We start from the raw sequence: 12,127 nt of genomic DNA, 5'->3' as shown, positions 1-12,127 counted from the left end.
GTGAGGTGCGTGGGCGGTGCGACGTGGGTCCGAAGGCGGCCCGGGTGGGCGCGCCACGGTCGCCGACTCTACTGCCGACGAGCGGCTGGGCCGCTCCAGGAGGCTTACCGCCGCGCGGGTGATGTCAGTGGTCCCGACCAATATTGGAGGGTTCGGCGGGGCGCGTGGTGCTGGCAGAAGTCGGCTTCCGGCGTCCATAGTTGGCCCACAGCCGTCGTCCCAACCGTGCTTCGGACCACTGGGGGTCATCCGCTCATGACCAGAGCCTCACAGCCGTCCCGCAGAACCGTCCTGGCTGCCGCTGTGGCAGCGGCCGCGGCGGGGGCCGCCGGCCCGGCCGCCGCCGCGCCGCACCGTCCCGAGCAGGGCGGTGCCTTGCCCGCGAAGGACTCCGACCTCCCCGCGAAAGCACCGGCATCCCTCGTGGACAACCGCGCCTGGACCTCGTACGACGACTGGCGCGGCGGCAGCGCGAAGGGCACACGCGCGGTGGCGGGGAAGCGGCCCGGCCTGGTGATCGCCGCGCCGGCCGGTACGACCGACTACACCGATCCGCACACCGGAAAGACCTCCACCTGGGAGTACGCGACCTGGACGTCCGCCGTCCACCGGCTCGCCGTCCCGTCGACCGAGGCCATCGCCTCCTGGAACGCCCGCACCCCGGCCGGCACCTGGATCCAGGTCGAGCTCAAGGGCGCGTACTCCGACGGCACGGCCACGCCGTGGTACGTGCTGGGGCGGTGGGCGGCCGGCGACCAGGACATCCGGCGCACCTCCGTCGACGACCAGAGCGACGGCAAGAGCAGCGTGTGGACGGACACCTTCGCCGTGGACGATCCGGCCACGGGCCTGCGGCTGGCCTCGTACCGCCTGCGGCTCACCCTTTACCGCAAGCCCGGCACCAAGCTCACCCCCACCGTATGGCGGCTCGGCGCGATGGGCTCCGACGTCCCGGACCGCTTCACCGTCCCGGAGTCCACCCCCGGGCTCGTGAAGGAACTGGTCGTCCCGCGCTACTCGCAGGAGACCCACAAGGGCCAGTACCCCGAGTACGACAACGGCGGTGAGGCCTGGTGCAGCCCCACCTCCTCGCAGATGATCATCGAGTACTGGGGACGGAGGCCCACCGCCCAGGACCTCTCCTGGGTCAACCCCGACTACGCCGACCCGCAGGTGTGCCACGCGGCCCGGTACACGTACGACTACCAGTACGAGGGCTGCGGCAACTGGCCCTTCAACGCCGCGTACGCCGCCACGTACCAGGACTTCCAGGGCGTGGTGACCCGGCTCGGATCGCTCACCGACCTGGAGACCCTGATCGCGGCGGGCATCCCGGCCATAACGTCACAGTCGTTCCTCGCGACCGAGCTGACCGGGGCGGGCTACGGAACGGCCGGCCATCTGATGACCGTGATCGGCTTCACCGCCGACGGTGACGTGATCGCCAACGACCCCAACTCCCCGACCAACGAGGCGGTACGGCGGGTCTACAAGCGGCGCGAGTGGGAGAACATCTGGCTCCGTACCAAGCGGTACAACGCCTCCGGCAAGGTCGTCTCCGGCACCGGTGGCGTCTGCTACCTGTACTTCCCGGCCCACCCGACCGCCCGGCAGCGCAAGGCGCTGGCCGCGGTGGGGGTGCGCTGAGGCGGGGCGCCGCACGAGTGCACCACGGCCCCCGGTTCGCCGGGGGCCGTGGTGTGTGAGCAACGTCTCGGCGGCGGCCGTCGCGCCCCCTGGCAAGGTGGTGGACACAAGGGCGGGGGACGTCCACCGTTCACGCCGACACCAGCGAGAAGCCATGACAGCGACAACAGCACCCACGGCCGGTGCGCGCACCGGCGGCCCCAGGGGCGACGGACCGAAGATCGTCGAGCACATCGCGGGCTGGGTCCTCGTCATCGTCCTGGCGATGCTGTTCACGGGGCTCGGCCTGCTCTGAACCGGTCCACTCCGGCCCTGTCTCTGTCGATCGGAGTCGAACAGGCAGGTGGCACCGGTCTGCAATACTGCGCATGTCCCGCTGGCAGCTGGAGACTTGGGCCGAAATTGAGTAGCAGCCATACACACGTGGTCGGTCGCCCGAGGACGCGCGGTACCGACCGCTCCCTCGCCCGCCGCGCCGAACTCATAGCCATCGGGCGGAGGTTATTCGCCGACATCTCCTACGACGCGCTGTCGATGGACGACATAGCGCGCCAGGCGCATGTCGCCAAGGGACTGATCTACTACTACTTCAAGTCCAAGCGCGGCTACTACCTCTCGATCGTCGAGGACTCGGTGACCGATCTGGTCGCCTTCGCGGCGAGCGGTCTCGAACTCCCGCCGGAGGAGCGGGTGCAACGCACCCTCGACGGCTATCTCCGCTACGCCGAGGCCAACCAGGCCGCGTACCGCACGATCGTCAGCGGCGGCGTCGGCTTCGACACGCAGGTGCACGCCATCCGGGACGGCGTCCGCGAGGCGATCGTCGCGACCATCGCCGAGGGGGCGTACGGCCGGCGCGAGATCGCGCCGCTGGCCCGTATGGGCCTGCTCGGCTGGGTGTGCAGCGTCGAGGGCGCCACCCTCGACTGGATCGACCGGTCCGACCTGCCCCGCGACACCATGCGGGAGCTGCTGGTGAAGACGCTGGGCGGCACCCTGCGCGCCATCGAGGAGCTGGACCCCGCGTACCTGGCCCCGGAGCCGGCCCGCCGCGCTCTCTGAGCGCCGACGGCATCCGGGTGCCCGCAGCCGCAGCCGCAGCCAGAGACCGAGACGGAGACGGAGACGGGGTGGGACCCGCCGACCGGTCCCACCCCGAGTGCCGTGTCCCCGCGGCTAGTTGATCGCGTTGATCAGCTCGCCGTCCGGGGTGTCACCGCTGAGCTCCCAGAAGAAGGTTCCGCCCAGACCCTGGGCGTCCTTGTACTTCATCTTCCCCTTGATGGTCTCCGGGGTGTCGTAACTCCACCACTGGTCCCCGCACTTGGCGTAGGCGGTGCCGCCCACCGTGCCGGTCGGGGGGCACGTGTTCTTGAGCACCTTGTAGTCCTCGTTGCCGTCCTCCCACGTGGCGGGCGCCGGGCCGGTCGCGGTGCCGCCGGGCTCCGACTGGGTGACACCGGTCCAGCCGCGACCGTAGAAGCCGAGGCCGAGCAGCAACTTGGAGGACGGGATGCCGAGGCTCTTGAGCTTCGCGATGGTCGCCGCGGTGTTGAACGCCTTGTTCGGAATGCCGGGGTAGGCGGTCAGTGGCGAGTGAGGGGCCGTGGTGTTGTCCCAGGAGCCGAAGTAGTCGTACGTCATGGGGTTGTACCAGTTGACGAACTTCGCGGCGCCCGCGTAGTCCGCCGCGTCGATCCTGCCGCCGCTGGAGGCGTCGGCCGTGATCGCCGCGGTGACGAGGTTGTTCTTGCCGAACCGGCCGCGCAGCGCCGCCATCAGGTCCCTGAACGCGTCAGGGCCGCTGGTGTCACAGGTGAGGCCGCAGGCGTTGGGGTATTCCCAGTCGATGTCGATGCCGTCGAAGACGTCCGCCCACTTGGAGTTCTCGACGAGGTCGTAGCAGGACTTCGCGAAGGCTCCCGGGTCCTTGGCCGCCTCACCGAATCCGCCGGACCAGCTCCAGCCGCCGAACGACCAGATGATCTTGAGGTTCGGGTGGAGCTTCTTGAGCTTGCGCAGCTGGTTGAAGTTGCCGCTCAGCGACTGGTCCGCGGTGTCGGCCACGCCGTCCACGGACTCGTCCGCGCTGAACGGCCTGTCGGTGTCCGCCCAGGAGTCGCCGATCGCGCACTTGCCGTCCACGACGTTGCCGAAGGCGTAGTTGATGTGGGTGAGCTTGTCCGCCGATCCGGACGTCTCGATGTTCTTGACGTAGTACTGGCGGCCGTAGATACCCCAGTCGGTGAAGTAGCCGACGACCTTCGAGCCGGCGGCGCCGGCCGTGGGGGAGGGCTTCGCGGGCGTGGCGGTCGCGGTACCCGCGGCGACGAGGAGCCCGGCGCCGAGGGCGGCGCAGGAGGCGACGGCGAGCGGCGTCCGGAAGCGGACACGGGAGCGGTGCGGTCTGTGCATCGTTACTCCGTGGAGACGGGAGCTGAGAGAGGGGCGTGCCTGGACCTGCTGTGCCAATGGGCATGAACGCGGAGATGCGTTGTGGGGGGAACGGTAGGAGGACTAGACCAGTGAGGTCAATGGTTCGGACCAATTTGGTTTGGGGTGGGATGACCCTTGCGGGGCGCCGGGGGCGATCACTCGAATGTGTTGTAATGAACGACCGTTAACAAGTGACTTGCTCTGCCGGATCGGGCATACTCCAAGCGCCGCAGCCGCTGGTCAGCGGCTTCCGTGACCCGGAAGACGACCATCGGCTGTGGCAAGTGAGACCCGGTGGCGTCACCCCATCCCCGGTGAGTCCGCCGCAGTGCCCGACAGGGAGGAGAGCGTCGCCATGCCCGACCGCGCCCCGCAGCCGGTGGACCGTCAACTGCCCACGGACGAGGCCCGGGATCTGATCTCGCTCGTCCGGGAGATCGCCCAGCGGGAGATCGCCCCGCACGCGGCCGAGGAGGAGGACGCCGGCCGTTTTCCCCGTGAACTCTTCACCCTGCTCTCGGAGTCGGGCCTGCTCGGCCTGCCGTACGACTCCGAGTACGGCGGTGGCGACCAGCCCTACGAGGTCTACCTCCAGGCCCTCGAAGAGCTCGCCGCGGCCCGGCTCACGGTGGGCCTCGGCGTCAGCGTCCACTCCCTGGCCTGTCACGCGCTCGCCCGCTACGGCACCAAGGAGCAGCAGGTCGAGCACCTGCCCGCGATGCTCGGCGGCGGCCTGCTCGGCGCGTACGGCCTCTCCGAGCCGTCCTCGGGCTCGGACGCGGCGTCCCTGCGGACGAAGGCCGTGCGTGAGGGTGGGGGCACCTCCCGCTCGAGCGAAGCCGAGAGTGGGGGAGACTGGGTGATCACCGGCACCAAGGCCTGGACCACCCACGGCGGGATCGCCGACTTCTACACGGTCATGGCGCGCACCGGCGCCGAGGGCGCCCGGGGCATCACGGCCTTTCTGGTCCCCGGCGACGCCGAGGGGCTGAGCGCCGCGGCGCCCGAGAAGAAGATGGGCATGAAGGGCTCGCCCACCGCCCAGGTCCACTTCGACGGGGTGCGGATCTCCGACGCCCGGCGCATCGGCGACGAGGGCCAGGGCTTCGCCATCGCCCTGTCCGCGCTCGACTCCGGGCGGCTCGGCATCGCGGCCTGCGCGATCGGCCTGGCCCAGGCGGCGCTGGACGAGGCGGTCCAGTACGCCACCGGGCGGCAGCAGTTCGGCCGGCCGATCGCGGACTTCCAGGGGCTGCGCTTCATGCTGGCGGACATGGCGACGCAGATCGAGGCGGGCCGGGCGCTCTACCTGGCGGCCGCCCGGCTGCGCGACGCCGACCGGCCGTTCTCCAAGCAGGCGGCCATGGCCAAGCTGCACTGCACCGACACCGCGATGAAGGTCACCACGGACGCCGTCCAGATCCTCGGCGGGTACGGCTACACGGCGGACTTCCCGGCCGAGCGGTACATGCGCGAGGCCAAGGTGCTCCAGATCGTCGAGGGCACCAATCAGATCCAGCGGATCGTCATCGCCCGTCACCTCGCGGGTCCGGAGTCACGCTGAACGGATCACGCGTCGCGCCGAACGGATCACGCGTCGCGCTGAACGGATCACGCGTCGCGCCGAACGGGTCCGTAAGCCGGGTGGACTGGCCGAGTCCGCCCGGGGGTGTCGCCAGCCGGGTCCACTCCGGGTCGCGGCGCCCCGGCAGCGTGCGGCCCCGGTCCGCCCAGATCCGCATCAGGGCGCTGTAGATGGGCGGGTCCTGGGGCTGGGGGAGGCGCCGGGGAACCGATTCTCCCGGCGGCGACGGGACGAAGAGGTGACGGTGACGCCCGGTCGTGGAGGAGGTGGGGGTCATACCCGGGCAACGCGGATGCGGGCGGTCCGGTCACCACTCCCCGGAATCGGGTGTGTGTCCACTGCGGTCACGTACGGGGTATCCGGCGAGGGCATCAAGGAGCGTGGCTCAACCCGCCCAGCGAACATGAGTGATTGACGGGCTGTCACCGTCATCCTTCATCGAGCGCGCGGCGCCCGGTTCGATGAACCGTGGCCACGGACACACTGATCCTGCACCACGGCATTCGCGCGCCACGGTGCAGGGGCAGTCACTCGGAAGAGGCGGGCTGAACAGCCCTCACGTCGGCTCTCGCGCCGACTTCCGCGCTCAGGCGGCCTGGCGGTGGTCCACCCGGCGCATCACCGGAACGCGGATAGGGCGCGAGCCCGGACCACCGACGTGCGAGAAGGGCTGCGTCCGCCAGTCGAGCCCCTGAGGGAGCGTCAACAGGAGGGCCGTGTCCTGCTCCTGGGGCTCCTCGGATTCGTCGGCGGACCGGGCCTCGGCCGCCGCGCGGCCCGTACCGGCGCAGACCGTGAGCCCGAACGGGTTCCACGGCGAGGCGCACAGCGCGTGCTCGGGCAGGACCTCCTCGTCCGCGAGGAGCGCGATGGGCTGCGCGCAGTCCGGGCAGATCACCCGGTACATCTCGAAGGTGTCGTACGCGTCGAACTCGTCGTCCGGTTCGACGCCCTCCGGCTCGGGCTCGACGACCGGCTGCTGGCGCTTGGGCGCGGTACGACCAGGGCGCTTAAGACTCTGCATGGGTAACTCCCCCTCGGGCTGGGCCGGGACGGCACTGCGGCCTCGACCACAGCAAGCACTTCCCGTCCCGTCTCGGCGGTAATCACGAGAACATCACGAAGCCTGTTCGCGCACTGTGGCGTTCGTCACATGCCAATCGCAGATGCCCTTTGGGCCCGGCTCATCACCCGGGCGGCTCACAGAGAGCTCTCAGCCACATCACAAACCGGGTATGACCTGCGCCGCTCAGGTATCCGAGGAGATCACCCGCCCTGTAGGTTCTTGCGCCATGGAGGAGCTGGACCGACAGATCGTGCAGCTGCTCGTCGAGGACGGGCGGATGAGCTACACCGACTTGGGCAAGGCCACGGGCCTGTCCACGTCCGCCGTGCACCAGCGGGTGCGCCGGCTCGAGCAGCGTGGCGTCATCCGCGGGTACGCCGCGGTCGTCGACCCGGAGGCCGTCGGGCTGCCCCTGACCGCGTTCATCTCGGTGAAACCGTTCGACCCCAGCGCCCCCGACGACATCGCCGAACGCCTCGCCGGCGTCCCGGAGATCGAGGCGTGCCACAGCGTCGCGGGCGACGAGAACTACATCCTCAAGGTGCGTGTGGCGACCCCGCACGAACTGGAGGAACTGCTGGCGCGGCTGCGGACCCTGGCAGGGGTCTCGACGCGGACGACCGTGGTCCTGTCGACGCCGTACGAGGCGCGGCCGCCGCGCATCTGAGGAGCGCGTGCGGCGGTGTCCGCGAGGGCGCGTGCGACCGCGTCCGCGTCTGTAGGGGCGTGTGACGGCGGCTGTGAGGGCGTGCGCCGGTGCTGGGACGCCCCGTGCGCCGGGCCGTGCGACCGAGGCGCGAGACTGTTCCCATGAGTGAGAGCACCGCTTCGTCGGACACCGTGCTGTTGCGCGGTGGAGAAGTCCACAGCCCCGCCGACCCGTTCGCCACCGCGATGGTCGTGGAACGCGGGCAGATCGCCTGGGTCGGTTCCGAGGGAGCGGCCGACGCCTTCGCGGAGGGCGTCGACGAGGTGATCGACCTCGACGGCGCCCTGGTGACCCCGGCGTTCACCGACGCACACGTGCACACCACGTCCACCGGTCTCGCGCTGACCGGGCTCGACCTGTCCGACGCGCCCTCGCTGGAGGCGGCGCTCACCCTCGTACGCGAGTTCACGGCCGCCCGCCCAGGCGATCGCGTTCTCCTCGGCCATGGCTGGGACGCGTCCCGCTGGCCGGGCGGCAGGCCCCCGACGCGCGCCGAGCTCGACGAGGCGGCCGGCGGCCGCCCGCTGTATCTCTCGCGGATCGACGTGCACTCGGCGGTCGTCACGACGGCGCTGCTCGACCTGGTCCCCGGTGGCCGCGCCTTTGCGGACGCACCGCTCACCCGTGACGACCACCACGCCGTGCGCGCCACCGCGCTGGGCGCCGTCGGTCCCGCCCAGCGCGCCGAGGCCCAGCGCGTGGCGCTCGCCCATGCCGCCTCGCTCGGTATCGGCTCCGTTCACGAGTGCGCGGGGCCGGAGATCTCCTCCGAGGACGACTTCACGGGGCTGCTGCGACTGGCCGCCCACCACCCGGGGCCCCGGGTGGTGGGCTACTGGGCGGAACGGGACGTCGAGAAGGCGCGTGCCCTGGGGGCGGTCGGCGCCGCGGGCGACCTCTTCGTCGACGGCGCGCTCGGCTCGCACACGGCGTGCCTGCACGAGCCCTACGCCGACGCCGACCACACGGGCACCGCGTACCTGGACGCCGCCGACGTGGCCGCCCACGTCGTCGCGTGCACCGAGGCCGGCCTGCAGGCGGGCTTCCACGCCATCGGGGACGCCGCCGTGACCGCCGTCGTCGAGGGCGTGCGCGCCGCCGCCGAGAAGGCCGGCCTCGCCCGCGTCCGCGCCGCCCGGCATCGCGTCGAGCACGCCGAGATGCTCACCCCCGACACGGTCGCGGCCTTCGCCGAACTCGGCCTCACCGCCTCCGTGCAGCCCGCCTTCGACGCGCTGTGGGGCGGCGAGGACGGCATGTACGCCCAGCGCCTGGGCGACCGGCGGGCCCGTACGCTCAACCCGTTCGCAGCCCTGCTGCGGGCCGGTGTCCCCCTCGCCTTCGGCTCCGACAGCCCGGTCACCCCGCTCGACCCGTGGGGCACGGTCCGCGCGGCGGCCTTCCACCGTACGCCGGAGCATCGGGTGTCCGTACGCGCCGCGTTCACGGCGCACACGCGGGGCGGCTGGCGGGCCGTCGGACGGGACGACGCGGGTGTTCTGGTCCCGGGCGCGCCGGCCGACTACGCCGTCTGGCGCACCGGCGAACTCGTCGTGCAGGCCCCCGACGACCGGGTAGCCCGCTGGTCCACCGACCCCCGCTCCGGCACCCCCGGACTGCCCGACCTGAGCCCCGGCACGGACCTGCCCGTCTGCCTGCGCACGGTCGTGGGCGGACGGACGGTGTTCGTACGGCCGGGCGAGTGATCTCCCGGGGTGGCGCGGCCCCGATCGGAGGCCCGCCGCCCTGTCGTACCACCTGGGCATCCTCCGCGCTGACCTGGGGTTTCGTTGAAACGCCGCAGGTCGAACGGCTGTTGACAGCCAATGGCTGGGGGCGGGTAGGTTCGGCCGGGTCCACCACCGGACGTCCGACCGGGGAACTTCCGCGCGGTCGTCGGGACGCCGCTGGGTCAGGGATGGTGTGCCGCACCGGCGCACCGTCACTGGGAGCCAGGCCCAGCGCAGTCCGCCCCGGCGAGGGAATGTTCAGTGAAATGGGGGTCCCTCCCTGCTCATGAGGTCCCTCCCGCTCGAGTGAAGCCGAGAGCGGGGGAGACGCCGAGAGCCTGGGAGATCGGTGTGACCCGGGTGGGGCCCGGACGCTCAGTAGACAACGGCTTTCGGACGACCCGCAGCCAGCGGGCCCCAGGTCGGCCCGAAGGGCGCCGGGCCCCGATCCGTAGCGTGGGCTCTCCAGGACCCGTACTCGGCCGCGGCCCCCGGCCCTGCCCGATCCGGGGCGCGCATTCCGGAGCACGACGGCGCATCCTGGACATCACACAGCAGGCTCAAGGAGCGGTCTCACCCGGCTCCCGTGGAATCGACACCCCTCTCCGCACGTGCCGACGCGTCGGTGCAGGCGAGGGCCATTATGGTGGACCCCTGCGTACGGACATGAAGGGGCAGGCAGTGAACGACGGCGACGGGACCCTCGCGGCAGGAGCCCAGGAGAGGCAGTTCGGTCCCCTCGGCACGGCCTTGGTGATCATCCCGACCTACAACGAGGCGGAGAACATCAAGGCGATCGTCGGCCGGGTGCGAAAGGCCGTTCCCGAGGCGCACGTTCTCGTGGCCGACGACAACAGCCCCGACGGCACGGGCAAGCTCGCGGACGAGCTGGCCGCCGAGGACGACCACGTCCAGGTGCTGCACCGCAAGGGCAAGGAGGGGCTCGGCGCCGCCTACCTCGCGGGGTTCCGCTGGGGCATCGAGCACGGCTACGGCGTACTGATCGAGATGGACGCCGACGGTTCCCACCAGCCCGAGGAGCTTCCTCGTCTGCTCACCGCCCTCAAGGGCGCCGACCTGGTGCTCGGCTCCCGATGGGTGCCCGGCGGGCGCGTGGTGAACTGGCCGAAGTCCCGCGAGTTCATCTCCCGCGGCGGCAGCCTCTACTCGCGACTCGCCCTCGATCTGCCGCTGCGCGACATCACCGGCGGCTACCGTGCCTTCCGCCGGGAGACCCTCGAAGGCCTCGGCCTCGACGAGGTCGCCTCCCAGGGCTACTGCTTCCAGGTCGACCTCGCCCGCCGTGCGATCAAGGCGGGGTACCACGTCGTCGAGGTGCCCATCACCTTCGTCGAGCGGGAGCTCGGTGACTCCAAGATGAGCCGCGACATCATGGTGGAGGCACTGTGGCGGGTCACGGCGTGGGGTGTGGGGGAGCGGGTGGGCAAGGTGCTGGGGCGTGGCGGCAGGCCGTCGTAGGTCCGGGCCCGGGATCAAGGTGCTTCGACGTTCGCTCCGCTCCGACCAGCCCCTTATCCCGCTCTGAGCCGGGGCCAGGCACACTGGGACCATGACGACTGGAGCTCCTGGTCCCACGTACCCCGCCCGGCCGCGGCGGTCACGGCTGCGTACGTTCCTGCCGCTGGGCATCGCCGCGTGGCTGGTGCTGGAGATCTGGTTGCTGACGTTGGTCGCGGGGGCGGCCGGCGGCTTCACGGTCTTCCTTCTGCTGGTCGCCGGTTTCGTTCTCGGTTCGGTGGTGGTCAAGCGGGCCGGACGGCGGGCGTTCCGCAAGCTGACCGAGGCGGTGCAACAGCAGCAGCGTGGTGAGGTTCCCGCCGACGGCGGCGGCAGCGAGGGCAACGGTTTTCTGATGCTGGGCGGGCTGCTCTTGATGCTGCCCGGGCTCGTCTCCGATGCCGTGGGGCTGCTCCTGCTGATTCCGCCGCTTCAGAAGGGGCTGGGGCGGTATGCGGAGCGGGCCTTCGAGCGCAAGATCCGCGAAGTGGATGCCGGGAGCCTTGGTGACGCCTTCCAGCAGGCCCGCATCCATCGGCCGGACGGCAAGGTGGTGCCGGGTGAGGTGATCAGGGATGACGCCGGTGACGCTCCGCGGGACCCGCGGCCGCCGCTGAACCGTTGAGCTCGTGGCGTTTGGCGGTGGTTTTCCCGCCCCCGCCGCCCCTACCCGTCCCATCCCTGGGGGCTCCGCCCCTCAGGCCCCCGTGGGGGTGTCTGGGGTGGGTGGGTTGCGTGCGGGTGAGTGGGGGCTGGTCGCGCAGTTCCCCGCGCCCCTGAAATCCGCGCAGTTCCCCGCGCACCTGAAAAGCGGCCCATCGCCGCCAGCCTCCAGCGGGTGCCATCTGGACGACGACCCGCACATGACGAAGACCGCGAGGCCCCGTACAACACGTACGGTGCCCGCGGTCTTCGGTTGCGCTGTGTATGCCGCCCAACCCCCGGAGGGACTACGCGGACTTGCGGCTGTCCCGCGGATGTACCGCGATGTTCATCGCACCGGAGCGGAGAACGGCCAAACGCTCCTCGAGGACCTCTTCGAGTTCCTCACGGGTACGCCGCTCCATCAGCATGTCCCAATGCGTACGCGCGGGCTTGGCCTTCTTTTCCTCAGGGCCATCGCCGTCCACAAGGAGTGCCTGGGCCCCGCAGACCTTGCACTCCCACTCCGGCGGGATCTCCGCCTCGACCGAGAAGGGCATCTCGAATCGGTGCCCCTTCTCGCATGCGTACTCCACGGCCTGGCGCGGGGCCAGGTCGATGCCGCGGTCCGTCTCGTAGCTGGTCACCACGAGGCGCGTGCCGCGAAGAGCTCGCTCACTCATGAATCGTGCCTCCCGGGCTTGTCGCCCACAGGACAGGTGTCGCTGTCGTCGTCATCCGGTCAACGTCCGGTCGGCGGTAAAGATTCCCGTCCCGTGTCCCGTTCCGGGTCA

General features: G+C 70.9%; 11 protein-coding genes. 8 read left to right on the top strand and 3 right to left on the bottom strand.

Annotated elements, in window-relative coordinates:
• Positions 1-255 precede the first annotated feature (255 nt).
• The 3 genes from AB0959_RS20440 to AB0959_RS20430 all read left to right on the top strand — a co-directional run bounded on the left by AB0959_RS20440 (position 256) and on the right by AB0959_RS20430 (position 2,709).
• Complete coding sequence (locus AB0959_RS20440; RefSeq protein ID WP_366827842.1) at positions 256-1,647, top strand: peptidase C39 family protein; 1,392 nt, start codon at positions 256-258, stop codon at positions 1,645-1,647.
• A 154-nt stretch (positions 1,648-1,801) separates the two neighbouring features.
• On the top strand, positions 1,802-1,942 hold the full coding sequence (locus AB0959_RS20435; RefSeq protein WP_366827841.1) for an SCO1431 family membrane protein: 141 nt from the start codon (positions 1,802-1,804) through the stop codon (positions 1,940-1,942).
• Positions 1,943-2,070: 128 nt separating this feature from the next.
• The gene (locus tag AB0959_RS20430) at positions 2,071-2,709 is read left to right on the top strand and encodes a TetR/AcrR family transcriptional regulator (protein ID WP_366827840.1); all 639 of its coding nucleotides are present in this window, start codon (positions 2,071-2,073) and stop codon (positions 2,707-2,709) included.
• A gap of 114 nt (positions 2,710-2,823) precedes the next feature.
• On the opposite strand, the gene AB0959_RS20425 is transcribed toward AB0959_RS20430, so the two are convergent.
• On the bottom strand, positions 2,824-4,062 hold the full coding sequence (locus tag AB0959_RS20425) for a glycoside hydrolase family 18 protein (RefSeq protein ID WP_366827839.1): 1,239 nt from the start codon (positions 4,060-4,062) through the stop codon (positions 2,824-2,826).
• Positions 4,063-4,438: 376 nt separating this feature from the next.
• Here AB0959_RS20425 and AB0959_RS20420 point away from each other — a divergent pair, with 376 nt between their 5' ends.
• Positions 4,439-5,647 carry an acyl-CoA dehydrogenase family protein gene (locus AB0959_RS20420; RefSeq protein ID WP_366827838.1) on the top strand — a complete coding sequence of 403 codons (1,209 nt, stop codon included), beginning with the start codon at positions 4,439-4,441 and terminating at the stop codon, positions 5,645-5,647.
• Between the two features lie 607 nt (positions 5,648-6,254).
• On the opposite strand, the gene AB0959_RS20415 is transcribed toward AB0959_RS20420, so the two are convergent.
• Positions 6,255-6,692 carry a hypothetical protein gene (locus AB0959_RS20415; protein WP_366827837.1) on the bottom strand — a complete coding sequence of 146 codons (438 nt, stop codon included), beginning with the start codon at positions 6,690-6,692 and terminating at the stop codon, positions 6,255-6,257.
• Between the two features lie 268 nt (positions 6,693-6,960).
• Between AB0959_RS20415 and AB0959_RS20410 the strand changes: the two genes are divergently transcribed.
• From AB0959_RS20410 to fxsA, 4 genes are all read left to right on the top strand, one after another.
• Positions 6,961-7,401, top strand: a complete 441-nt coding sequence (locus AB0959_RS20410; RefSeq protein WP_189859173.1) for an Lrp/AsnC family transcriptional regulator — start codon at positions 6,961-6,963, stop codon at positions 7,399-7,401.
• Between the two features lie 143 nt (positions 7,402-7,544).
• Complete coding sequence (locus AB0959_RS20405) at positions 7,545-9,149, top strand: amidohydrolase (RefSeq protein ID WP_366827836.1); 1,605 nt, start codon at positions 7,545-7,547, stop codon at positions 9,147-9,149.
• 705 nt (positions 9,150-9,854) lie between these two features.
• Entirely contained in the window at positions 9,855-10,652 is a 798-nt protein-coding gene (locus tag AB0959_RS20400; protein WP_366827835.1) for a polyprenol monophosphomannose synthase, read from the top strand.
• A gap of 91 nt (positions 10,653-10,743) precedes the next feature.
• Positions 10,744-11,316: an FxsA family membrane protein gene (gene fxsA / locus AB0959_RS20395; RefSeq protein ID WP_366827834.1), complete on the top strand. Its 573-nt coding sequence runs from the start codon at positions 10,744-10,746 to the stop codon at positions 11,314-11,316.
• A gap of 325 nt (positions 11,317-11,641) precedes the next feature.
• Here fxsA and AB0959_RS20390 read toward each other — a convergent pair whose 3' ends face one another.
• Complete coding sequence (locus tag AB0959_RS20390; protein ID WP_003977404.1) at positions 11,642-12,016, bottom strand: RNA polymerase-binding protein RbpA; 375 nt, start codon at positions 12,014-12,016, stop codon at positions 11,642-11,644.
• Positions 12,017-12,127 lie beyond the last annotated feature (111 nt).

Origin of the sequence: Streptomyces sp. NPDC046862, from assembly GCF_040704615.1 — a bacterium.
Classification (GTDB): Bacteria; Actinomycetota; Actinomycetes; order Streptomycetales; family Streptomycetaceae; genus Streptomyces.
Note: the sequence above shows the minus strand (reverse complement) of the source record. Positions and strands in the feature narration are given on the sequence as shown.

What these genes read in the sequence shown, in the direction of transcription:
- AB0959_RS20440 (WP_366827842.1), top strand. Translation starts at nt 256, where the DNA reads ATGACCAGAGCCTCACAGCCGTCCCGCAGAACCGTCCTGGCTGCCGCT.
- AB0959_RS20435 (WP_366827841.1), top strand. Translation starts at nt 1,802, where the DNA reads ATGACAGCGACAACAGCACCCACGGCCGGTGCGCGCACCGGCGGCCCC.
- AB0959_RS20425 (WP_366827839.1), bottom strand. Translation starts at nt 4,062, where the DNA reads ATGCACAGACCGCACCGCTCCCGTGTCCGCTTCCGGACGCCGCTCGCC.
- AB0959_RS20420 (WP_366827838.1), top strand. Translation starts at nt 4,439, where the DNA reads ATGCCCGACCGCGCCCCGCAGCCGGTGGACCGTCAACTGCCCACGGAC.
- AB0959_RS20415 (WP_366827837.1), bottom strand. Translation starts at nt 6,692, where the DNA reads ATGCAGAGTCTTAAGCGCCCTGGTCGTACCGCGCCCAAGCGCCAGCAG.
- AB0959_RS20410 (WP_189859173.1), top strand. Translation starts at nt 6,961, where the DNA reads ATGGAGGAGCTGGACCGACAGATCGTGCAGCTGCTCGTCGAGGACGGG.
- AB0959_RS20405 (WP_366827836.1), top strand. Translation starts at nt 7,545, where the DNA reads ATGAGTGAGAGCACCGCTTCGTCGGACACCGTGCTGTTGCGCGGTGGA.
- fxsA (WP_366827834.1), top strand. Translation starts at nt 10,744, where the DNA reads ATGACGACTGGAGCTCCTGGTCCCACGTACCCCGCCCGGCCGCGGCGG.
- AB0959_RS20390 (WP_003977404.1), bottom strand. Translation starts at nt 12,016, where the DNA reads ATGAGTGAGCGAGCTCTTCGCGGCACGCGCCTCGTGGTGACCAGCTAC.